The following is a 21,346-nucleotide window of genomic DNA, read 5'->3' as shown; positions in this document are numbered from 1 at the left end:
TGCGGTCCCACCGAAGATTCCCCACGATCAGGGAGGCTTGTTGAACACGCGAGGCAGGAGAACGGGCGCGGCGGTCGCCGCCACCGGGCTGGTGCTGGCCATGACGGCCGGGCTCGGTGGCGCGGCAGCCGCCCCCGCCGGGCACGAGGGCGGAGCGGGCAGCGCGGCGGCCACCGCGGGCGGCTCCGCGGTGACGCTCATCACCGGCGACGAGGTGCTGCTCGACGCCCACGGGGCGGTGTCCGCGGTGGTCAGGGCCCAGGGGCGGGAACACATACCGATCCGGGTCTTCGAGCGGGACGGCGCCACGCTGGTGGTGCCATGGGACGCGCAGTCGCTGATCGACGACGGGACGGTGGACGAAGGCCTGTTCAACGTCACCGAGTTGTCGCAGGAGGCGTATGGCGCGTTCGCCGGCCTCCCGGTCATCGTCGCTTACGACGAGGGCTCCCGGTCCATGGCCCGCACCCTCCGCGCGGACACCGGCGTGGAGGTCCGCGACTCGTTCGACGCGCTGGAGGCGGACGCGCTCACGCTGTCCGAGGAGCACGCCGCCCCGCTGTGGGAGACCCTGACCCAGGGCCCGGGCGAGGACGGGATGTCGCTGTCCGCCGCTCCGGGGGTGCGGACGGTCTCGTTGGACCGGGTGCGGCAGGCCACCCTGGACAACAGCGCCGGGCAGGTGGGCGCGGACCAGGCGTGGGAGGCCGGATACGACGGCAGCGGGGTGACGATCGCGGTCCTGGACACCGGAATCGCCGCCGACCACGGCGACTTCGAGGACAAGGTCCGCGCCGAGGCCGACTTCACCGACGACAACACCGAGGGGGACAGCGACGGGCACGGAACGCACGTGGCGTCCACGGCCGCCGGGAGCGGCGACCGTTCCGACGGCGCCTTCCGCGGCATCGCCCCGGGCGCGGACCTGCTGGCCGGCAAGGTGCTCGGGGAGTTCGGCGGCCTTGACTCCTGGATCATCGCGGGCATGGAGTGGGCCGTCGAAGAGGGCGCCGACATCGTCAACATGAGCCTCGGCGGCCCTGCGCGCCAGGGCAACGACCCGCTGGTGGAGGCGGTCGACGCGCTGTCGGAGGAGCACGGCACCCTCTTCGTCATCGCCGCGGGCAACAGCGGGCCGGCCGCGGGGACCGTGGGGTCGCCCGGGGTGGCGCGGTCGGCATTGACCATCGGCGCGGTCGACGACGAGGACGCGGTCGCGGACTTCTCCTCGGCGGGGCCGAGCCCGGTCGACGGGTCACTCAAGCCGGACATGTCCGCGCCGGGCGTCGAGATCGCCGCCGCCGCTGCCGCCGGCAGCGGGGTCGAGCTGACCGGCACGCCGGTCGCGGACGGATACGCGGCGATCAGCGGAACGTCGATGGCCGCCCCGCACGTCGCGGGCGCCGCCGCGCTGCTGCTGCAACGCCACCCGGACTTGACCGGCGAACAGCTCAAGGCGGCGCTGGTCGGCTCCGCGGCCGATGTCGGCGGCGCACCGGTGCGGCTGGGCACCGGACGGCTCGACATCCCCCGTGCCCTGGACCAGACACTCACCGCCGACTCGAACACGCTCGACTTCGGCGCGGTCGCCCCGCCCCCGGGCGACGCCGACCCGATCACCCGGGAGATCACCTACCACAACCGGGGCGAGGCCGACCTCGACCTGGACCTGGACCTTTCGACCACCGCGCCCGGCGGGGGCGGCGCGCCGGAGGGGCTGTTCGCCCTTTCCGCGGAGACGGTGACCGTGCCCGCCGGGGGCACCGCCACGTTCGAGGTCGTCGCCGACCCCGCCGCCCTCGCGGCGTCCGGTGACGGCCACTACGGCCTCGTCGTCACCGGCACCTCGGGCGACCAGCAGGTACGCACCGCCGGAACCCTTGCGCTTGAACCCGAACAGCACGATGTCACCATCGAGATCACCGGCCGGGACGGCAACCCCGCCGAGGGCGCACGGGCGTTCGTCGTCAGTCCGGACGCCGGGTTCAACGCCCTCTCCGCCAGCGGCACCGTCACCGGACAGGTGCCCGCCGGGGACTACCTCATCGAGGTCGTCGCCCCCGACCCGTACGCCGGCGCGGCCGAGGGCGGCAGCGTCGAGTGGGCGGTGGCGCCGCGGCTGACGATCGACGGGGCGACGACCCTGGAGGTCGATCTGCGCGAGGCGGAGCGGCTGGACTTCACCGCCCCCGACCCCGACGCGGAGCTGCGGGAGTTGGCGACCACCTACGATTCCCCCGGCGTCAGCGGGTGGATGTGGTACTTCGGGGCGCCGCCGGACGGGGTCAACAGCCTCTCGATCGCCGAGCCCCCGGCCGATGACCCCTTCCAGGTCTCGCTGCTCTCCCACCACGCGGGCCCCGACGGGCAGCAGTACCTCGGCCACCGCGTACTCGAAGGCACCTTCCCCACCGGTCTCGTCAACCACCCCGCGGCCTCGGACATGGCCCACGTCGCCGCGACCGTCGGCACCCGGGCCGACGGTGCCGAGGGCTGGGCGGGCGCCGCACCCGAGGCGTTCGGCCTCGGCATCGGCACCGCGGTCGGGCTGCCGGGCACGGCCGACTTCTGGCTCCAGCCCGGCACTCCGTGGCGCCTCTCCAGCACCCAGTACGGCGCGGACGGCGCGAGCGTCCAGCAGGTGATGTACCCCCCGGAGGAGTTCCCCGCGGGGGAGACATCCGAACGCATCCTGAACGCCGGGGTCTTCGGGCCCGCCTATCCGAACGGCGCGGCGTTCTTCCGGGAGGGCAATCTGCTCTTCGCGGACCTCTCCCTGTCCACCCCCGGCACCGGCGAGAGCGGCTGGGCCGAGCTGGGCCCCGGCAGCACGCGCGTCTACCGTGACGGCGAACTCGTGCGCGACCTGGCCGTGTCCACCGCGGGCCTCGCCTTCGGACTCCCCGAAGGCGAGGCGGAGTTCCGGATCGTCTCCGCCGCCTCCCGTGCGGACCTCGGCTACACCGACACGTCCACGGAGGTCACGGTCGACCACACCTTCACCTCCGCGACCACCGACGCGTACGAGCCGGTCGCCGGTCCGCTGGCCGTGCGGTACTCCCCCGCGCTCGCCGCGGACAGCACCGCGCCGGCCGGGGAGGGCTTCGCCGTCCCGGTGGCTGTGGAGGGCGGCACGGCCGCGTCCCTGACGGTCGAGACCTCCACCGACGGCGGGGAGAGCTGGACCACCGTCCACGACGGCGCCGGCGACGTCTCCGAGGTCGTGGTCGACAACCCGGCCGCCGACGGCTCGGTGTCCCTGCGCGCCACCGCCGTGGACGCCGACGGCAACCGCACCGTCCAGACCGTCATCGACGCCTACCACACCCGCTGAGTCACCCGGGTCCCCCGCGGCCCGCCGGACGGTTGCCGTCCGGCGGGCCGCGGCCGTCGTCCGGTCCGGCTACGCCGTCGCTTCCGCGTCCGGCGGGAAGGTCGGCGGGACGTGAACGGGCGGGTCGTACACGTAGTTGCAGCGCACGACCTCGTCCTCGGCGCCCTGGACCGAGCAGTAGTCGGGGAAGGTGTCGGCGTCCCAGGAGGTGCCGTCCCTCAGCTCCAGGCGGATCTCCAGTTCGGGCGTCCAGTCACCCGCGCACGCCGTTCCCGCCGTGCAGGTGTGCGTCGCGGCGGTGGACGATTCGGCGCACTCGCTCCCGTCGTCCGAGACGCAGTTGTCCTCGTCGAGGGAGATGCGCGTCTCGTCGTGGTGCACGTACAGCTCGGACTCGATGCTGTAGATGTCCGAGCTGCACTCGACGTCCCCGGTGGGCTCGACGCCGACGCTGGTGAGGGTGTACGAGTCGTCCCACCACCATTCCGTGTAGGGGTCGAGCACCCAGGAACACTCGATGTACTCGTCGGCGGCGCTCAGGGACAGGGTTTCGCCCTGTGCGGCGGGCTGGTCATGGCGCGGCTCGGGATCGGCGGCCTGGGCCGTGGGGCCTCCCAGGAACAGCAGCGCCGCCATGGCGGTACTGCCCAAGGCAAGTGCTTTCACGATGCGTTGCTCCTTGGTTCTCGGTGGGATGGGCGAGGTGGAGCAAGGGCCACGGTGACACGGCAGGTGTGCCGGGAATCACGGCGGTGAGGCCCGGAAGTGCGGAGGAGACGAACGCGGCCCGGGAGTCCCCGAGGCACAGCCCGTTCCACATGGCGCGCAGGCTAACCCCGCACCCCCGGGACCCCTCCCCGGCGGCCGCGCGCCGCCGCTCGGTGCCGCGCGGGGCTCAGCCGGTGATGCGGTTGCGGGCGTGGCGCAGGGCGTCCAGGATGACCTCTTCGCGGGCCGGGTCGAGGCGGACGAGGGGGACGGAGCAGCTCAGCGCCTCGTTGATGGCGCCGCCGAAGTGCAGGGGAACGGCGAAGCAGCGCAGGCCGAGGGTGGATTCCTGCTCGTCCACGGCGTGGCCGCGACGCGCGACCGTCTCCAGCTCCTCCCGCAGCCGCGGCCTGCTGGTGATCGAGTGGGGGGTGCGGGCCGTGAGGGCGCCGGGGAGCAGCGCGTCGACCTCGGGCCAGGGGCGGTGCGCCAGGATCGCCTTGCCGAGGCCCGTGGACCAGCAGGGCAGGCGGCGGCCCGGCTTGGAGACCACGGCGAGCGAGTGCCGGGAGGGGCAGGTCGCGAGGTAGACGATCTCGTGTCCGTCGAGCCTGGCGAGGTGGATCGTCTCCCCGAGCTTGCCGGACAGGTCGTTCATGACGGGCTGGGCGCGCCGCACGACGTCGTCGTGCTCGACGTAGGCCGCTCCGGCGCGCAGGGCCCTGATGCCGAGGTGGAAGCCGGAGCCGGTCTGGTCCTGCTCGACCCAGCCGGTGCGCACCAGTGTCATGAGCAGGGCGTAGGCGCTGGCCCGCGGGATGCCGAGGTCGCCGGTGACGTCCCGCAGCGTACGGGGCGACTCGGCGGCGCTGAGGTATTCGAGCAGGGCGATGGTCCGGTCGGCGGATTTCACGCTGCGTACTCGACCGGCGTCCTGCGGCCCGTCCGATTCCGTCACGGTTTTCTCCTCTGCATCTCTTGACGCCTGCGCCCGGGCAGCACTTTACTCCCGTCTACAAAGTTAGACGGCGTCTTCATACGTAGACGCCGTAGACAGTACAGACGACAGATGGACAAGGGGTTTTCCGGTGCCGGCACTTCCACAGCGGCCGAACGCTCTCCAGGGGCTGCTCGCCTTCCCCGTCACGCCGTTCCGCGAGGACGGTGAACTCGACCTCCCGCGCTTCGAGGAGCACCTGGCGGACATGGCGGACGCAGGTCCTTCCGCCCTCTTCGTCGCCTGCGGGACCGGCGAGTTCGCCTCGCTCACCCCCGCCGAGCACCGCGAACTCGTGCGCGTCGCCGTGTCGGGCACCGGCGGCCGGGTGCCCGTCTACGCCGGGATCGGCGGCGGCACCCGGCTCGCGGCCGAGTTCGCCGTGGCCGCGGAGCAGTCCGGCGCCGACGGGGCGCTCGTGCTGCCGCCCTACCTCCAGGTCGGCCCGCCCGCCGGTCTGGTCGCGCACTACCGGCAGATCGCCGCGGCTACCGGCCTGCCACTGGTCCCCTACCAGCGCTCCACCGCGGTCTTCACGCCCGAGGCCGTGGCCGAGCTCGCCGGAATCGAGCAGGTGGTGGCGTTCAAGGACGGCCACGGCGACCTGGAGCTGCTGCAACGCATCCACACCGCGACCGGCGGCGCGCTCCCGCTGCTCAACGGGATGCCGACGGCCGAGACGTTCGCCCGCGCCTACGCCGCGGTCGGCGCGCGCGCCTACTCCTCGGCGACGCTGGCCTTCGCCCCCCGCATCGCCCGCGCGTTCTTCGACGCCTTCGAACGCGGCGACGACACCGTGCAGCGCACGCTGCTGCGGGAGTTCTACGTGCCGCTCACCCAACTGCGGCTCACGACGGACGGCTACGCGGTGGCCCTGGTCAAGGCGGGTCTCGCGGTGCAGGGCCGGTCCGCGGGGCCGGTACGCCCGCCCCTGGCGGACGTCACGCCCGAGCACCGGGACCGGCTCGCCGGCCTGATCGAACGCGGCCACGCGGCCCTGGACGCCGCGGCGCCCGCCTGAGCCCCGCGCCCGGAAGCTACCCCGCGAAGGAGGAACGATGAAGTCCCCTCTCCGCCCGCGCCTCGCCGGACCACCGGGCCGGCGGACCACGGCCCTGCTCGGCGCGGGCGCGATGCTGCTCGCGGCCGGCTGCACGGTCGCCAACTCCGGCTCGGCCGCGGCCGGTGCCGACACCGTGCGCATCGTCCTGCCGGAGGAGCCGCCCACACTCGAACCGTGTGACGCCTCCCTGACCGCCACCGGCCGCGTGACGCGTTCCAACATCACCGAGCCCCTGACCGAACGCGTCCCGGCCACCGGCGAGCTGGAGCCCAAGCTCGCCGAAGAGTGGGAGCAACTGGAGCCCACCACCTGGCGGTTCACCCTCCGCGAGGGCGTCACCTTCCACGACGGCACGCCGTTCACGGCCGAGGCCGCCGCGTTCTCCATCGACAGGACGGTCAACTCCGACATCGGCTGCAACGTGGACGGTTACGTCTTCGGCGACATCGAGATCTCCGCGACGGCCGTCGACGCCACGACACTTGAGGTCACCACGGGCGAGCCGGACCCGATCCTGCCGCTGCGCCTGTCGTTCGTGGAGATCGTGCCGACGGACACCGCCACGGACGGCAAGGTGCGCGAGCCCGTCGGCACCGGCCCCTACCGCATCGACACCTGGAACCAGGGCATCAACCTGCGGCTCGCCCGCTACGACGACTACTGGGGCGAACGGCCGGACTACGCCGCCGCCCTCTACTCCTGGCGCTCCGAGGGAAGCATCCGCGCCGCGATGGTCACCAGCGGCGAGGCGGACGTCGCGGTCGGCCTGGCACCGGCCGACGGGGCCGGCGACACCGCGGTCGAATTCCCCAACAACGAGACGTCCTACCTGCGGATGGACGCCACCAAGGCGCCGCTGGACGACATACGCGTGCGGCAGGCCATCAACTACGCCATCGACCGGGAGGGGCTGGTCGCCTCGGTGTTCGCCGGGCTCGGCGAGCCCGCGGGCCAGGTCGTCCCGGACGGCGTGACCGGCTACAACCCGGACATCGCGGCCTGGCCCTACGACATGGACCGCGCCAGGACCCTGATCGACGAGGCCCGCGCCGACGGCGTGCCGGTGGACACGACGATCACCCTCATCGGCCGCAACGGCATCTACCCGAAGGCGGCGGAGGCCCTGGAAGTGGTACAGAACTCACTACTTGAGGCGGGTCTTGACGTGGACATCCAGATGCTGGACGTGAACGCCTGGATGGAGTACCTGCTCCGGCCGTTCCCCCAGGACATCGGCCCGACGCTGCTCCAGGCCCAGCACGGCAACCAGGCCGGCGACGCCGCGTTCACCATGGACCAGATCTACGGCAGCGAGGGCGCGCAGAGCAGCTACGGCACCGCCGAACTCGACCGGCTGATCCACGAGGGCGAACTTGCCGCGGAGGACGAGCGGCAGGCCGCGTTCGCCGGCGCGCTGGCCCACCAGAACGACGAGGTCGTACGGGACGCCGTGCTGGCGCACATGACCGGCATCATCTCGATCGCGCCGAACGTGACGTACGAGCCGAATTCGGCGACCAACGACGAGATGCATCTGGCCGCGATGCACCCGGCGGACTGAGGGGGCGGGCCATGTTCACCTTCCTGAGAAACCGCATCCTCTCCAGCGCCATTCCGCTGCTGTTCGTCGTCCTCGGCGTCTTCTTCCTGGCCCGCCTCACCGGCGACCCGGCCAACCTCTACCTCCCGCTCAGCGCCACCCCGGAGATGAGGGAGACGTTCTCGGCGCAGCACGGCTTCGACGAACCGGTCTTCGTGCAGTTCGGGGACTATCTCGCGCAGATCGTGCAGTTCGACTTCGGCGAGTCGCTGCGCACCGCGCAGCCGGCCGCCGAGGCCGTGCTGCGCGCGTTCCCCGCGACGCTGCAACTGGCCGGGTTCACCATGCTGTTCGCGATCATCGGCGCCGTGGTCGTCGGCAGCCTCGCCGCGTACCGGCCGAACTCGGCGATCGACCGGATCGCGAGCTTCCTGTCGGCCACGGCCGCGAGCACGCCCGACTTCTGGTTCGCCATCATGGGCGTGCTGATCTTCGCCGTGCAGCTGGAGTGGCTGCCGACCTCGGGCACGACCGGCGCCGGCGTGTGGGTGCTGCCCATCGCGACGCTGCTGATCCGGCCGTTCGGCGTGCTCGTGCAGGTGGTGCGCGGCGCGATGGTGTCCGCGCTGTCCGCGCCCTACATCAAGGTGGCGCGCAGCAAGGGCGCGAGCGAACCGCGCGTCGTCTTCAGGCACGCGCTGCGCAACGCGGGCGCCCCGGCCCTCACCGTGGCCGGCGACCTGGCGGTCGGCCTGGTCAACGGGGCGGTCGTGGTCGAGACGATCTTCGGCTGGCCCGGCATCGGGAAACTCATGATCGATTCGATTCTCCAACGGGACTTCGCGGTCCTCCAGGCGGCGGTGCTGCTGACGGCGCTGACGATCTTCGTGCTGAACATCCTCATCGACATCGGTTACGCGCTGCTCGACGCGCGGGTCAGGCAGGGGGCGCTGGCATGACCACCGCGAACGAGACACCCCGCAGGACACGCTGGCTGCACCTGCTCCGCAGGGACCGCATGGCCTCGGCCGCCGCCGTCGTCCTGCTGCTCGTGGGGCTGTGCGCGCTGCTCGGCCCGATGCTGCTCGGCGATCTGGCCAGGGAGCAGAACCTGCGCGCGATCAACCTGCGGCCCCTGAGCACCGACGAGGGCTGGGAGTTCCTGCTCGGCAGCGACTCCCTGGGCCGCAGCGTCCTGGCCCGGCTGATCGTCGCGGCCGGCACGACGCTGGCGGTGGCGGTGCCCGCGGTGCTGCTGTCGCTACTGATCGGCTCGCTGTGGGGGATGTGGGCCGGATTCCACCGCGGCTGGCGCGAGAACGTGTCCATGCGTATCGCCGACGTGATCCTCAGCTTCCCCTCGCTGCTGCTCGCCGTCGTGGTGCTCTACGTGTTCGACCCGAGCGTGGCCAACATCATCGCGGTGCTGGCCCTGGCCCGTATCCCGGTGTACCTGCGCACGGCGCGGGCGGAATCGGCGGAGCTGCGCAGCAGGCTGTTCGTGGACGCGGCCCGCACCTTCGGCACCGGCAACTGGGCGGTGATCCGGCGGCACGTCGCCCCGGTCGTCGCCCCCACGCTGCTGACGGTGGCCGCGGTGGACTTCTGCTTCGTCATGCTGACGGAGTCCTCGCTGAGCTTCCTCGGCATCGGAATCCAGCCCCCGGACGTCTCCTGGGGCCTGATGGTCGCCCAGGGCCGGCAAGAACTCCAGACCGCCTGGTGGATCGCGGTGTTCCCCGGCCTGGCGATCATTCTCACCACCGTCTCGGCGACCGTGCTGGCCTCCTGGGCCCGGATCGCCGGTGACCCCGCGCAGCGCTGGCGGCTCACCGCGCCGCGGCGCGGCCGCCGCGACCGGAAGGCCGCGGCGGCAGCCCCGGCCCCGGCCGCAGGAAAGGAGTCGGCATGACGACCGTCACGAGCGCCGAACCGGACGTCGCGCTGGAGGTGAAGGGCCTGTCGGTGGAGATCCGCACGCCCTCCGGGCCCGTTCCCGTGGTCAGGGGCGTCGGCTTCACCGCGCACTCGGGACAGACCCTGGCCCTGCTCGGCGAGTCCGGCTGCGGCAAGAGCATGACGGCACAGGCCGTCGCGGGGCTGCTCGACCCGGTCGCCGAGGTCACCGGCGGCGAAGTGCTGCTGAACGGGCGGGACGTGCTGCGGCTCGGCGCCCGCGAACGCCGCCGCCTCGCCGGGCCCGGGCTCGCCGTCGTCTTCCAGGACGCGCTGACCGCGCTGAACCCGGTCTACCCGGTCGGTTCGCAGCTGGCCGAGCCGTTCCGCATCCACGAAGGGCTCTCGCGCAAGGCCGCCGCCGAGAAGGCCGTCGCACTGATGGAACGGGTCGGCATACCCGAGCCGCGGGCCCGCGCCAAGGCGTACCCGCACCAGTTCTCCGGCGGCCTGCGGCAACGGCTGCTGATCGCGATGGCCGTCGCACTGCGGCCCACGGTGCTGCTCGCCGACGAGCCCACCACCGCGCTCGACGTGACGGTGCAGGCCCAGATCATGGAACTGCTCGCCGAGTTGCGCCGCGAGACGCGGATGGCGCTCGTGCTCATCACCCACGACCTGGCCGTGGTCGCGGAGGAAGCCGACCGGGTCGCCGTGATGTACGCGGGCAGCGTCGTCGAATCGGGGCCCACCGCCGAGGTGTTCAACGCGCCGCGGCACCCCTACACCCGTGGCCTGCTGGACTCCGTCCCCGCCGGGCGGCCCCGCGGCTCGCGGCTGAACTCCATCGAGGGCGCCCCGCCGCAGCCGACCGCGGTGCCGTCGGGATGCGCGTTCCGCGACCGCTGCCCGCTGGCGCGCGAACGGTGCGCCACCGAGGCGCCGCCGCCCGCGGCGACGGGGCCGGCACGCATGTCGGCGTGCCACTACTGGAAGGAGCTGGCCGATGCCTGAGTCCGGCGCGGCGGAGGCCGCACCGCTGCTCGAAGCCCGCGGCCTGGAGAAGACGTTCCGGGTGCCGCGCAGCGCCTCTGGCAGCACCCGGCTGCACGCCCTGGGCGGGGTCGACCTCACGGTGCACCGCGGCCGCACCCTCGGCCTCGTCGGCGAATCCGGCTGCGGGAAGTCGACCCTGGCGCGGGTCCTGCTGATGCTGGAACGCCCCGACGCGGGCACCGTCCGCTTCGACGGCGTCGACCCGTTCGCGCTGCGCGGCAAGCAGCTGCTGGCGTGGCGGCGGCGCGTGCAGATGGTGTTCCAGGACCCGTTCGCCTCGCTCAACCCGCGGCTGACCGCGGCAGAACTGATCGCCGAGCCCTGGCTGACGCACCGCGACCTCGTCCCGCGGGCGGACCGCCGCAAGCGGGTCGACGCGCTCCTGGACATGGTCGGCCTGCGTTCCGGCGACGCGGGCAAGTACCCGCAGGAGTTCTCCGGCGGGCAGCGCCAGCGCATCGGCATCGCCAGGGCCCTGGCGCTGCGGCCCGAGCTGATCGTGTGCGACGAGCCGGTGTCGGCGCTCGACCTGTCGGTACAGGCGCAGGTCCTCAACCTGCTGACCGACCTCCAGGCCGAGCTGGGCGTGGCGTACGTGTTCATCTCGCACGACCTGTCGGTGGTCCAGCACGTCGCGGACCACGTTGCCGTGATGTACCTGGGCAAGGTCGTCGAATCCGGCGCCGCCGAAGAGGTCTTCGCCGCACCGCGGCACCCCTACACGGCGTCGCTGCTGTCCGCCGCACCTTCCCTCCAAGCGGTACGGGAACGGCGCGAACGGATCGTGCTGTCCGGCGAGGTGCCCTCGCCGGTCGACCCACCGTCGGGCTGCCGCTTCCGCACCCGCTGCTGGAAGGCCGAGGACGTCTGCGCAACCACCGAGCCCGCACCGACGGGCGAGAACCACCTGGCAGCCTGCCACTTCCCCCTCGAACCGGCGACCACCACCCGCTGACCCACGGAACGGGGCGGCCCCCCGCCCCGTCCGTTCAGCCGGGCGGCAACCCGTACGGTCAACCTCCCAGAGGCGAGCGCCGACACACCGCGTCCAGCCACTCGACCGGGCCGGCGTAGCTGGGAATGCTGCTCCTTCCGGTTTCCTATCGGGGGGCTGGTGTGCTGCGGGCCCGTCTCGGCGCTTGGCTGTCCAGGCGAGAGCGCCGGGGCGGGAGTCAGTGGCGCTGTCGTCGGCGGGGGTCGACCCGGCGGGCGGCCCACAGGACCGTGGTGCGGGTCATGACGAACGACTCGCCCGAGCCGAACACGAGCCGCTTGCGCCCGAGCCCGAGCGCCGCCATGTCGTGGACGGTGAACGCCTGCCCCCCCGACCATGATCTGATCCCCGCGCCGCACGGAGTGCACGGCCGCGACCCGCGACTTCGAAGACCTCACCGAACCGGATGACTGGTCGGTGGCCCACCAGAAACTCGCCCTCGCCCGCCCTCGCCCGCCGCGGCGCCGACGACCTCACCCAGGCCCTGCACTTCATCGACATCGCCCGCAGCAGCGGGACCACGGACTCACCGATGCAACGCGTGCGACTGGATACCGCTCATGGCCACATCCTGCTCTCCGATGCGGCGACCCGGGATGATGGACTTCTCGTCCTCGCCCAGGCCGCCCAGGTGGCCGCGCAGTACGGACTCGTGCACCAACTGCGCAGCATCGAGGGCATCAAGGCCACGAACGAGGGGCCGACCGGCCTCCGGCAACGGTGACCAGGGAGAAGATCGCGTGAGCAACGACCAGCAGGGGATCACCGGGGACCAGTGGCGCCAGGCCAAGCTGATCTGGGACTACCACCAGATGCGGCACGAGCTGCGGCCCGTCAACGTGGCAATCGGGCTGGGCAGCCACGACCTCGGCGTCGCCGCCCACTCCGCCGAGCTGTATCGCTCCGGGCTCTTCCCGACCCTGGTGTTCACCGGCGGCAACAGCCCCACCACCGCCGAGGTCTTCCCGCGCGGGGAAGCCGTCCACTTCCGCGAGCACGCCATCGACCTCGGCGTCCCTGCCGAGGCGATCCTGCTGGAACCGAACGCGACGAACACCGGGCAGAACATCACCCTTTCCCGTGAGGTCCTCGCCGCCGCCGGCATCACCCCGAAGTCGGTACTGCTGGTCTCCAAGCCGTATATGGAAAGGCGATCGTTCGCGACCGCCCGCAAGTTGTGGCCCGACGTCGAGGTCCTCTGCGCGTCGGAGCCGCTGGAGTTCGACGACTACGTGAAGTCCATCGGCGACGAGAAGCTCGTTCTGGACATGCTCGTCGGCGATCTACAGCGGGTCATCGAGTATCCGAGGCTCGGATTCGCCATCGAGCAGGAGGTCCCGGAGGACGTGCATGCCGCGTACGAATCCCTCATCCGCAACGGCTTCACCAGCCGCCTCATCGCCTCGTGACCTGCCGGAACCGGGCGGATTGTGCGCGTTCCACCAGCCTGGATGCCTTCGACCGGCATCTGGGCAGCCGACCGCAGGACCAGGGCCCATGGCCGCGGTCCTGGAGGCGCGGTACCGCCGCCGCGAGCTACTCTCCACCTGACCATCGGCGCGTAGACGAGGACTCCCATGCCGATCATCGCTGTCACCGGCCACCTGGATCTGACCGAGGCAACCGTTCCGCTGGTGGCCGCTGCGCTGCGCGACTTGTTGGGCGGCTACCCGGCCGCCGGGCTTGTCGGTGTCTCCTGTGTCGCGGCGGGTGCGGACAGTCTGTTTGCCGAGGCCGTGGTGGCGGCCGGTGGGCGGCTGGTCCTGGTGATTCCGTCGCGTGACTACCGGGCGCGCAAGGTGAAGCCCGAGCAGGCCGAGCAGTTCGACCGGCTGGTGGGAGCCGCGCACGAGGTGGTCACGATGCCGTTGGAACGAGCCGACCGGGCGGCGTACGAGGCCGCGGGCGAGGAGCTGCTGCGGCGCGCCGACCGGCTCGTAGCGGTGTGGGACGGCTCGCCGCCGAGTGGTAAGGGCGGGACCGCCGACGTGGTGCGCGCCGCGCGTGACGCGGGCCTTCCCGTGGACGTGGTGTGGCCGGAGGGCGCCGCCCGCGGCTGAGGCGCCGCGGCCCGTTCGGCCATTGGGGGGCGCCGCCGGGGACGTCCGGCGTGCCGGTCGGTCCCCTCAACGGCCTGCTGCTTACCGTCCGTGAACCGAGAAGGGCGCGGCCACTTGGCGCTTCGCGACCCGACCACCGGCACGAAGGGGAGAGCAGCATGACGGACGATTTCGTCGTCGACGTGACCAGGATTCGCGACGAGGCGCGGCGGCGGATGGAAGCCGGCCCGGTGACGGACACCTACGGCGTGGACAAGGACCGGGTGATCGCCATTCTCAACGACGTGATCGCCACGGAGGTGGTGTGCTGGCTGCGGTACACGCGGCACGCGATCGCGGCGACGGGAATCGACCGGGCTCAGGTGTCCGCGGAGTTCACCGAGCACGCCAAGGAGGAGATGGACCACGCGCTGCGCGCGGCCGAACGCGTCTCGCAGCTCGGCGGCGACCCCGACTTCGACCCGGCGACGCTGCATGCCCGCGCGCACACCGACTACACCACGCCGGACGACGGCGATCTGAAGGAGATGCTGCGCAACAACCTGTACGCCGAACGCATCGTGATCTCGACGTACCAGGAGATCATCCGCTGGCTCGGCGACCACGACCCCACCACGCGGCGGCTGCTGGAGTCGATCCTGGAAGAGGAGGAAGAGCATGCCGACGACCTCGTGGATCTGCTGGGGATGTGACCCGCGGTGAACAGCAGGCTGGTGCACGAGCACGGCGGGCTGCGGACGTTCGTCCTCGTCCTCGCGAAGGGCGACGAGGCGTACGCGGAGATCTCGGCGTTCGCCGCCGAGCAGCGGGTGACGGGCGCGGCACTGACGGCCGTCGGCGGCTGCCGGGAAGCGAAGCTCGGCTACTTCGACCCGGAACTCCTCGGCTACCGCAGCACGCACATCGACGAGCAGACGGAAGTGCTGTCGCTCATCGGGGACATCGCCATCCACGACGACGTCCCGGCCCTGCACGCGCACCTGGTGCTCGGCCGCCGGGACTCCACCGCGCTCGGCGGCCACCTCCAGCGGGCGGTCGTCTTCCCGACGATGGAGGTGGTCGTCACCGAGACGCCCACCCACCTGCGCAAGCGCGTCGACCCGCAGACCGGCCTCGCACTGATCGCCCTCGACGCGTCCTCGCCCCCCGGCGCGACCTGACCGGCCGTTCCGCTGCCGGGCCGGTGCACTCCCCCGGCGGCCGGGCGGGCAGCGTCCCGGCGCGGGAACCGCCGCCGAGCGGAACCGCGGCGAACCAGAGCGCGGCCGGGCCCGGGGAACGGCCCGCCCGGCTCACGTTCCCGCGGCCGGGCGGTGGGCCACCACGACGGTCGCGTGGCGGCCCGCGTCGTCGAGCACGCGGGCCGTGAGGCCGGCCTGCCGGGCGGCGGCCACGGCGCCGACGGCCTGCCGTTCGCTCGTCTCCACCAGCAGGTGGCCGCCGGGTGCCAGCCAGCGGGGCGCGCCCGCCGTCACCCGCCGCAGCACCGCGAGGCCGTCCGCGCCGCCGTCGAGCGCCGCGCGCGGCTCGTGGTCGCGGGCCTCGGGGGGCAGCAGGCCGACCTCGCCGGTCGGCACGTAGGGGGTGTTGGCGACCAGCACGTCGATCCGGCCGCACAGTGCGGCGGGCAGCGGGGCGTACAGATCGCCCTCGTACACCTGGCCGCCCGCGGCGGCGACATTGCGGCGGGCGCACGCGGTGGCGGCCGGGTCCGAGTCCGCGGCGTGCAGGAGGATGCCGGGCACGGCCGCGGCCAGCGCGGCGCCGACCGCGCCGGAGCCGCAGCACAGGTCGAGGACGACCGAACCGGGCGCGGACAGGGCGGCGGCCTGCCGGGCGAGGAATTCGGTGCGGCGCCTCGGCACGAAGACGCCGGGGCCGACGGCGACGCGCAGGCCGCAGAACTCGGCCCAGCCGACGACCTGTTCGAGGGGCAGTCCCGCGACCCGCCGCTCCACCATGGCGGCGAGGTGGTCGGGCGAGCCGGCGGTGGACAGGAGGATGCGCGCCTCGTCCTCCGCGAAGACGCAGCCCGCGGCGCGCAGCCGCGCGGCGATGCGGGAGGGGGAGGAAGAGAGGGCAGAAGAAGGGGACGGGGGAACGGACATGAGGGCCTTCCGGGGAACCGAAGGGCGCTCCGCCGTTCACCTGCGCGCGGGCGACCGCGCGGGGCGGGACGGAAGCACCCGGACCGACCTGGCAGTAATGGGGCTCACCTCCCGGAACAGGACGTCTGACGAACGGATGGCCACTTTACCCGAGGCCGCCGCGGCCCCCCGGCGCCCGTACCGCGGTGAGCCGCGCCAGGTGGGCTTCGAGGGCGGCGCGGGCGGCGGCGGGGGTGAGGTGCCCGACGAGGACGTGGGTGGTGAGGCCGTCGGCGAGGGCGAGGAGGGTCTGTGCCTCGCGCACCGGATCGGCGCCGCCGGCCGCGGCGACCAGCCGGGCGAGCATGTCCGTCAGGCCGGTGTACGCCTCCCGCAGCACCGCGGCGAGCGGCGGGCTGACGGCGGCCTGGGCGACGAACGCCAGCCAGACCCGCGCCTCGGCGCGCTGTTCGCCGCGCAGCAGCGCGGTTTCCACGGCGGCCCTGGCCAACGTTTCCGCCGCGCCATCGCCGCCGCTGCCGTCGCCGCCGTCGCTTCCGTCGCCGCCGGTGCGGATGCGGGCGAGGACGCGGCGGCCGACGTGGTCGAGCGCGAAGCGCAGCATCTCCTCCTTGGTGCGGAAGCAGCGCTGCACGGCGCCCATGGAGACCCCGGCGCGGGCGGCGACGTCCCGCAACGTGACGCCTTCGAAGCCGTGTTCGTCGGCCAGTGCGCAGACCGCGTCCGCGATCAGGTGGCGTCTGGCCTCGTGGTCGATCTGCCGTGGCACCGTGCCCCCTCGTTTCCCCTCGTTTCCCTCGGCCCGCTACCGGGACCGTTATTTCGATGCAACTGTATCGGAAGCCCTCTAGGATGCGATGCACTTGCATCGGAACGAGGTTCGAATCATGGAAAATGCGCTATGGGCCCGGTCGGCCACCGAGCAGGCGGAGCTGGTGCGTTCGGGCGAGGTGTCCGCCGCCGAGCTGGTCGGCAGCCACCTGCAACGGATCGAGGCGGTCAACCCCGAGGTGAACGCGATCACCCAGCCGCTCGCCGACCGGGCCCGCGCGGACGCGGCCGGGATCGACCGCCGCCGCGCCGCCGGGGAGGAGACGGGGCCGCTGGCCGGGGTGCCGTTCACGGTGAAGGAAAGCATCGGCATCGGCGGCGTGCCGACCACGCACGGCGCGCAGCGGCTGCGCGGCCTGGTGGCCAGGTCCGACGCCCCGCCGGTCGCCCGCCTCCGCGCCGCGGGCGCCGTCCCCGTCGGGCACACCAACATGCCCACCCTCACCCTCGCGGGCATGCACACCAGCAGCGAGCTCTTCGGCGACACCGTCAACCCCTGGGACCCGGGCGTCACTCCGGGCGGCAGCAGCGGCGGCGACGGCGCGGCCGTGGCCACCGGGATGACCGCGCTCGGACTCGGCAACGACGCGGGCGGCTCGGTCAGGGTGCCCGCGTCGTTCTGCGGGGTCGCCGGGCTGAAGCCGACGTACGGCCGCTTCCCCGCCGACCACCGCATCGGCCCGGACGATCCGCCGCTCGGCGCCCAGCTGTTCGTGGTGGACGGCCCGCTGGCCCGCCGCGTCGGCGACCTGCGCGCCGCCTGCCGGGTGCTGGCCGGTACCGACCCGCGCGACCCGCGGGCCGTTCCCGTCCCCTTCGAAGGCGCGCCGCTGCCAGGACCCGCGCGGGTCGCCGTCGTCACCGACCCGGGCGGGCTCGGCGTTCACCCGGCGGTGCGGGAGGCGGTGCGCACCGCGGCCGGGGCGCTGGCCGAGGCCGGGTACGCCGTGACCGAGGTGCCGGACGTGCCGCGCCTCGCGGAGGCGGTCGAGACCTACGGCAGCCTGCTGATGACGGAGTTCGCGCCGTCCTGGCCCACCGTGCGCACCCTGCTCGGCGAGGGCGGGCACCGCTACATCGAGATGTCCCTGGCCAGGACGAACCCCGTCGACGTGGCGGAATACCTGCGGCTGACCGGGGTACTGCTCGGCCTCAAGCGCGCCTGGTCGGAGTTCCTCGACACCTATCCGCTGCTGCTCGCGCCGGTGTTCACCGAGCCGCCCGTCGAGCCCGGCATCGAGTCGCGGGACGCGGCGGGCCACGAACGGGTGGGCACCGCGATGCGGCTGTGCTCGGCGACCAGCCTCGCCGGGGTCCCCGCCGTCGCCGTTCCGGCCGGGGTGGCGGACGGGCTGCCGATCGGCGTGCAGATCATCGGCCGCGCCTACCGCGAGGATCTGTGCCTCGACGCCGCCGAGGCCGTCGAACGGCACGTCGGCCCCCTCACCCCGATCGACCCGACCCGGCGCAGCGCGGCGCAGCGCGGATGAACGGTTGCGAATCGTGAACGGGCGCGGGCCGCACGCCGGTTGACGGTCCCCGGCCGCCGCGGGGCACTCGCGCGGCCGGGGACCGCCACCGGCGCCATGTACCGGAACGGTCCCGAACGCCGGACCACGTCTGCCGACCGGCCGTCGAAGCGGTAGCGTCACCGGTCAGGGGTCGCACATACGTCTCAGTCCGACGCCAATTGCGATTGGTTCGTAACACTATGTCCCGCCCCTCCCGCGCCGGGGATAGCCTGCCGGGAACAAGCACATGTACGAGGGGAACACTCCATGCGTAGGTCCATACGACTCGTCCTGCCCGCCGTCGCAGCCGCGACGGCCCTGGCTCTCACCGGCTGCAACAGCGACGAAGAGTCGCCGTTCGACGGCCCGAACCCCGGGGACGGTGGCCAGGAGGAAACCGAGGGCGGGGCCTCCGAAGGAGAGACCGGCGGCGAGACCCCGGAGGAAACCCCGGAGGAAACCCCGGAAGAGACCCCGGGCGAGGAGCTTCCCGGCGACATCGCCGGCGGGGACACCGGGGGTTCGGGCGGCGGCGGCAGCATCGGCGGCGACGTCGCGGGCGACTGGTACACCGGCACCACGATCGACGACGCCAACCTGGAGATCACCAGCGGCGACGACACGGTCACGTTCTACGAGGACTTCGGCCAGGAGGGCGACGTCTGCGAGGGCACCATCACGAACGGCACCATCAGCCTCGACTCGTGCGACCTCTACGGCGACAGCGAGTGGACCGACATGGAGGCCACCTACACCGTCGACGGCAGCACCATGCAGGTCACCTGGTCCTCCGGCGCCAGCCAGACCTACTACAACGCGCTGGGCGGCGGCTTCAGCGAGGCCGAGATCACCGAGCTCCAGGAGATGTTGCAGAGCCTCCCGGGCGCGCAGAACAACTTCTGACGCCGAACGGCCCGGTCGGACAACGGCCCGGTCGGACCACGGGGCGGCTGCGCGGTGCGGAAGCACCGCCGCCGCCCCGTCGGCATGCCGGGGCGCGGGCGGAGACGGGGATCACAGACGCGGCCCTCTTGACGGGACGGGAAACCTCCCCGCAACATCTGTAAACGATTCCAGCAGCTGGAAACGTTTACAACAAACCGAAGTTCGTCAAGGAAAAGGACAATTGGGATGCCGAACGGCGGCCAGCCGACCATCGTGTCGATCGCGGCACGCGCGGGCGTCTCCATCGCATCGGTCTCCCGGGTCCTCAACGGCCAGGGCGCGCGCCGCGACACGGTCGAACGCGTCCGGCGCGCCGCCGCCGAGCTGGGCTACGTGCCCAACGCGGTGGCCCGTTCGCTGAAGGACGGCAGGACCAGGCAGCTCACGTTCGCCATGCCCGACATCGGCAACCCGGTGTACGTGGCGATGGTCCGCGCCATCCAGGCCGTCACCAAGGCCGCCGGCTACCGGCTGCTGCTGCACTCGACCGATGCCGTCGCCGAGGACGAACTCGCCGTGCTGCACAGCCTCGGCGACCGCACCAGCGACGGGCTCATCCTGTGCCCCATCCGCATCACCGACGAGCACATCGAGGCCCTGACCACCGCCGCCGGGCCGGTCGTCGTCATCGGCTCGCTGCCCGACGGCGTGCCCGTGGACAGCGTCCGGGCCGACTCCGTCGCCGGGTCCGCCATGGCGGTGGCTCACCTGTTCCGCACCGGCCGGCGCCGCATCGCGTTCATCAACGGACCGTCCGATACCGTCCCGGGACACAACCGCGACCTGGGCTACCGCACCGCGCTCACCGCATGCGGCCTGCCCCACGACGAGGCCCTCGTCGTCCACACCGACTTCGGCATCGACTCCGGTGCCGCCGCCGTCCGGCGGCTGCTGCCCGCCCGGCCCGACGCGCTGTTCTGCGCCAACGACCAGCTCGCGCTCGGCGCGGCGCACGCGCTGCTAGCGCGCGGCGTGCGCATACCCGAGGACATCGCGGTCGCGGGCATGGACGACAGCGCCCTCGCGCAAGCCGGGTGGCCGCCGCTGACCAGCGTCGACCTCGGCTCGTCGACACGCGGTCGGCGCGCCGCCGAGCTGCTGCTCGACCGCCTCGAAACGCGCGGCGGCACCGGGACCGCTCCCCCGCCGCGTACCTCCACCGCCCCGCCCCGCCTCGTCGTGCGCGCCTCGACCGCGCCGACGACCGACTCCCCCATAACGAGGACCGCATGAGTCTCACCGCCCGCCGGGCCAAGGCCGTCCCGGGCAACCGCGGCACCCCGCCGCCCAGAACACCGGCCGGACGCAAACGGGCGCTCGGACTCGACCGGGGGGCGTGGTTCCTGCTGCTCCCCGCGCTGATCCCGATACTCGTGCTGAGCGCGGGCCCGCTGCTGTACGGCGTGGCCCTGGCGTTCACCGACGAGCAGGCGGGCCGCACCGAGTCGGCCGAGTTCGTCGGCCTGCTCAACTTCACCGACCTGCGGCACGACTCGCTGTTCTGGGAGTCGTTCCGCGTCGGCCTGGTGTGGGCGGTCTGCGTGACCACGCTCCAGTTCGTGCTCGCCCTCGGCCTCGCGCTGCTGCTGAACCAGAACCTGCGCTTCCGCTGGCTGGCCAGGACGCTGGCGCTGGTGCCGTGGGCGATGCCCGAGGTGGTCGTGGGCATCATGTGGCGGCTCGTCTACCACCAGGACGCGGGCATCCTCAACAAGACGCTGTCGCAGCTCGGCCTCATCGGCGAGAACGTCGACTGGCTCACCAACATGTCGCTCGCGCTCCCCGCCGTCATCGTCGTCGGCATCTGGGCCGGGATGCCGCAGACCACCGTGGTCCTGCTGGCGGGCCTCCAGAACGTGCCGCACGAGCTGCGCGAGGCGGCGCACATAGACGGCGCGGGTCTGTGGCGCCGCTTCACGACGGTGACCTGGCCCGCGCTGCGGCCGGTGGTCCTCGCGATCACGGCGCTCAACTTCATCTGGAACTTCAACTCCTTCGGCCTGGTGTACGTGCTCACCCAGGGCGGGCCCGGCAGCCAGACCCGGCTGCCGATGCTGTTCGCGTACGAGGAGGCGTTCAAGTACGGCCAGTTCGGCTATGCGGCGGCGATGGGCCTGGTGATGGTCGCGGTCATCGCCGTGCTGCTCGCCGTGTTCCTGCGGAACCGCCTGAAGGAGGACTCCGAGTGAGCGACGCACGCGCGGCTGCCGGGCCGCGGACGACGACGGTCCGCTCGGGCGAACACCACCCGAGCCACACCTCCGCGGCTGCCGGGCCGCGGACGACGACGGTCCGCTCGGGCG

At 72.7% G+C, this 21,346-nt stretch carries 20 protein-coding genes and 1 pseudogene; 16 read left to right on the top strand and 5 right to left on the bottom strand.

The genetic code is table 11. The annotated features are described in order from the left end of the window. Window positions 1-40: 40 nt before the first annotated feature. Window positions 41-3,334: a S8 family serine peptidase gene (locus STBA_RS26450; RefSeq protein WP_143659579.1), complete on the top strand. Its 3,294-nt coding sequence runs from the start codon at window positions 41-43 to the stop codon at window positions 3,332-3,334. Between the two features lie 69 nt (window positions 3,335-3,403). Here STBA_RS26450 and STBA_RS26445 read toward each other — a convergent pair whose 3' ends face one another. Both STBA_RS26445 and STBA_RS26440 read right to left on the bottom strand, forming a co-directional pair. Further along, on the bottom strand, window positions 3,404-4,000 hold the full coding sequence (locus tag STBA_RS26445; protein ID WP_143659578.1) for a hypothetical protein: 597 nt from the start codon (window positions 3,998-4,000) through the stop codon (window positions 3,404-3,406). 229 nt (window positions 4,001-4,229) lie between these two features. Beyond that, entirely contained in the window at window positions 4,230-5,000 is a 771-nt protein-coding gene (locus tag STBA_RS26440) for an IclR family transcriptional regulator (protein ID WP_077061606.1), read from the bottom strand. A 130-nt stretch (window positions 5,001-5,130) separates the two neighbouring features. On the opposite strand from STBA_RS26440, the gene STBA_RS26435 reads away from it, so the two are divergent. The 6 genes from STBA_RS26435 to STBA_RS26410 are packed head-to-tail and all read left to right on the top strand — an operon-like array spanning window position 5,131 to window position 11,549. Further along, window positions 5,131-6,060 carry a 5-dehydro-4-deoxyglucarate dehydratase gene (locus STBA_RS26435; RefSeq protein WP_077061605.1) on the top strand — a complete coding sequence of 310 codons (930 nt, stop codon included), beginning with the start codon at window positions 5,131-5,133 and terminating at the stop codon, window positions 6,058-6,060. Between the two features lie 37 nt (window positions 6,061-6,097). Beyond that, window positions 6,098-7,663, top strand: a complete 1,566-nt coding sequence (locus STBA_RS26430; RefSeq protein WP_077061604.1) for an ABC transporter substrate-binding protein — start codon at window positions 6,098-6,100, stop codon at window positions 7,661-7,663. A gap of 11 nt (window positions 7,664-7,674) precedes the next feature. Further along, a complete protein-coding gene (locus tag STBA_RS26425) occupies window positions 7,675-8,601 on the top strand; it encodes an ABC transporter permease (RefSeq protein WP_077061603.1) in 927 nt (308 codons plus the stop codon). Next, entirely contained in the window at window positions 8,598-9,554 is a 957-nt protein-coding gene (locus STBA_RS26420; RefSeq protein WP_077061602.1) for an ABC transporter permease, read from the top strand. The genes STBA_RS26425 and STBA_RS26420 overlap by 4 nt, the downstream gene beginning before the upstream one ends. After that, window positions 9,551-10,552 (top strand): ABC transporter ATP-binding protein, encoded by a 1,002-nt coding sequence (locus STBA_RS26415; protein WP_077061601.1) that lies wholly within the window; start codon window positions 9,551-9,553, stop codon window positions 10,550-10,552. The genes STBA_RS26420 and STBA_RS26415 overlap by 4 nt, the downstream gene beginning before the upstream one ends. Next, a complete protein-coding gene (locus tag STBA_RS26410; protein ID WP_077061600.1) occupies window positions 10,545-11,549 on the top strand; it encodes an oligopeptide/dipeptide ABC transporter ATP-binding protein in 1,005 nt (334 codons plus the stop codon). Before STBA_RS26415 ends, STBA_RS26410 begins: the two co-directional genes overlap by 8 nt. A 217-nt stretch (window positions 11,550-11,766) precedes the next feature. Here STBA_RS26410 and STBA_RS39330 read toward each other — a convergent pair whose 3' ends face one another. After that, the gene (locus STBA_RS39330; protein WP_290443909.1) at window positions 11,767-11,892 is read right to left on the bottom strand and encodes a hypothetical protein; all 126 of its coding nucleotides are present in this window, start codon (window positions 11,890-11,892) and stop codon (window positions 11,767-11,769) included. Between the two features lie 65 nt (window positions 11,893-11,957). Here STBA_RS39330 and STBA_RS39020 point away from each other — a divergent pair. The 5 genes and pseudogenes from STBA_RS39020 to STBA_RS26385 all read left to right on the top strand — a co-directional run. After that, window positions 11,958-12,312 (top strand): annotated as a pseudogene (locus STBA_RS39020) (hypothetical protein); the annotation flags it as partial. A gap of 16 nt (window positions 12,313-12,328) precedes the next feature. Beyond that, window positions 12,329-12,997: a YdcF family protein gene (locus STBA_RS26400; protein WP_077061599.1), complete on the top strand. Its 669-nt coding sequence runs from the start codon at window positions 12,329-12,331 to the stop codon at window positions 12,995-12,997. 168 nt (window positions 12,998-13,165) lie between these two features. Continuing rightward, window positions 13,166-13,648 (top strand): hypothetical protein, encoded by a 483-nt coding sequence (locus STBA_RS26395; RefSeq protein ID WP_077061598.1) that lies wholly within the window; start codon window positions 13,166-13,168, stop codon window positions 13,646-13,648. Between the two features lie 158 nt (window positions 13,649-13,806). Beyond that, window positions 13,807-14,340, top strand: coding sequence for a ferritin-like domain-containing protein (locus STBA_RS26390; RefSeq protein ID WP_077061597.1), 534 nt, complete (start codon window positions 13,807-13,809; stop codon window positions 14,338-14,340). A gap of 6 nt (window positions 14,341-14,346) precedes the next feature. Further along, on the top strand, window positions 14,347-14,808 hold the full coding sequence (locus STBA_RS26385) for a PPC domain-containing DNA-binding protein (RefSeq protein ID WP_077061596.1): 462 nt from the start codon (window positions 14,347-14,349) through the stop codon (window positions 14,806-14,808). A 132-nt stretch (window positions 14,809-14,940) separates the two neighbouring features. On the opposite strand, the gene STBA_RS26380 is transcribed toward STBA_RS26385, so the two are convergent. Together STBA_RS26380 and STBA_RS26375 are read right to left on the bottom strand one after the other, a co-directional pair. Then, entirely contained in the window at window positions 14,941-15,756 is an 816-nt protein-coding gene (locus STBA_RS26380; protein WP_077061595.1) for a putative protein N(5)-glutamine methyltransferase, read from the bottom strand. Between the two features lie 145 nt (window positions 15,757-15,901). Then, window positions 15,902-16,525 (bottom strand): TetR/AcrR family transcriptional regulator, encoded by a 624-nt coding sequence (locus STBA_RS26375; RefSeq protein WP_077061594.1) that lies wholly within the window; start codon window positions 16,523-16,525, stop codon window positions 15,902-15,904. Between the two features lie 118 nt (window positions 16,526-16,643). Between STBA_RS26375 and STBA_RS26370 the strand changes: the two genes are divergently transcribed. From STBA_RS26370 to STBA_RS26355, 4 genes are all read left to right on the top strand, one after another. Continuing rightward, window positions 16,644-18,077, top strand: a complete 1,434-nt coding sequence (locus tag STBA_RS26370; protein WP_171987794.1) for an amidase — start codon at window positions 16,644-16,646, stop codon at window positions 18,075-18,077. Between the two features lie 288 nt (window positions 18,078-18,365). Further along, window positions 18,366-19,001 carry a hypothetical protein gene (locus STBA_RS26365; RefSeq protein ID WP_077061593.1) on the top strand — a complete coding sequence of 212 codons (636 nt, stop codon included), beginning with the start codon at window positions 18,366-18,368 and terminating at the stop codon, window positions 18,999-19,001. Window positions 19,002-19,229: 228 nt separating this feature from the next. Beyond that, window positions 19,230-20,276 carry a LacI family DNA-binding transcriptional regulator gene (locus STBA_RS26360; RefSeq protein ID WP_077061592.1) on the top strand — a complete coding sequence of 349 codons (1,047 nt, stop codon included), beginning with the start codon at window positions 19,230-19,232 and terminating at the stop codon, window positions 20,274-20,276. Next, window positions 20,273-21,232, top strand: a complete 960-nt coding sequence (locus STBA_RS26355; RefSeq protein WP_077061591.1) for a sugar ABC transporter permease — start codon at window positions 20,273-20,275, stop codon at window positions 21,230-21,232. The genes STBA_RS26360 and STBA_RS26355 overlap by 4 nt, the downstream gene beginning before the upstream one ends. Window positions 21,233-21,346: the final 114 nt, after the last annotated feature.

Origin of the sequence: Streptomyces sp. MP131-18 (genome assembly GCF_001984575.1) — a bacterium.
Classification (GTDB): Bacteria; Actinomycetota; Actinomycetes; order Streptomycetales; family Streptomycetaceae; genus Streptomyces; species Streptomyces johnsoniae.
This window is presented reverse-complemented; position numbering and strand designations above follow the sequence as displayed.

Coding starts and splice junctions, on each gene's coding strand:
- STBA_RS26430 (WP_077061604.1), top strand. CDS start 6,098: ATGAAGTCCCCTCTCCGCCCGCGCCTCGCCGGACCACCGGGCCGGCGG.
- STBA_RS26425 (WP_077061603.1), top strand. CDS start 7,675: ATGTTCACCTTCCTGAGAAACCGCATCCTCTCCAGCGCCATTCCGCTG.
- STBA_RS26420 (WP_077061602.1), top strand. CDS start 8,598: ATGACCACCGCGAACGAGACACCCCGCAGGACACGCTGGCTGCACCTG.
- STBA_RS26415 (WP_077061601.1), top strand. CDS start 9,551: ATGACGACCGTCACGAGCGCCGAACCGGACGTCGCGCTGGAGGTGAAG.
- STBA_RS26410 (WP_077061600.1), top strand. CDS start 10,545: ATGCCTGAGTCCGGCGCGGCGGAGGCCGCACCGCTGCTCGAAGCCCGC.
- STBA_RS39330 (WP_290443909.1), bottom strand. CDS start 11,892: ATGGCGGCGCTCGGGCTCGGGCGCAAGCGGCTCGTGTTCGGCTCGGGC.
- STBA_RS26395 (WP_077061598.1), top strand. CDS start 13,166: ATGCCGATCATCGCTGTCACCGGCCACCTGGATCTGACCGAGGCAACC.
- STBA_RS26390 (WP_077061597.1), top strand. CDS start 13,807: ATGACGGACGATTTCGTCGTCGACGTGACCAGGATTCGCGACGAGGCG.
- STBA_RS26380 (WP_077061595.1), bottom strand. CDS start 15,756: ATGTCCGTTCCCCCGTCCCCTTCTTCTGCCCTCTCTTCCTCCCCCTCC.
- STBA_RS26370 (WP_171987794.1), top strand. CDS start 16,644: ATGGAAAATGCGCTATGGGCCCGGTCGGCCACCGAGCAGGCGGAGCTG.
- STBA_RS26365 (WP_077061593.1), top strand. CDS start 18,366: ATGCGTAGGTCCATACGACTCGTCCTGCCCGCCGTCGCAGCCGCGACG.
- STBA_RS26360 (WP_077061592.1), top strand. CDS start 19,230: ATGCCGAACGGCGGCCAGCCGACCATCGTGTCGATCGCGGCACGCGCG.
- STBA_RS26355 (WP_077061591.1), top strand. CDS start 20,273: ATGAGTCTCACCGCCCGCCGGGCCAAGGCCGTCCCGGGCAACCGCGGC.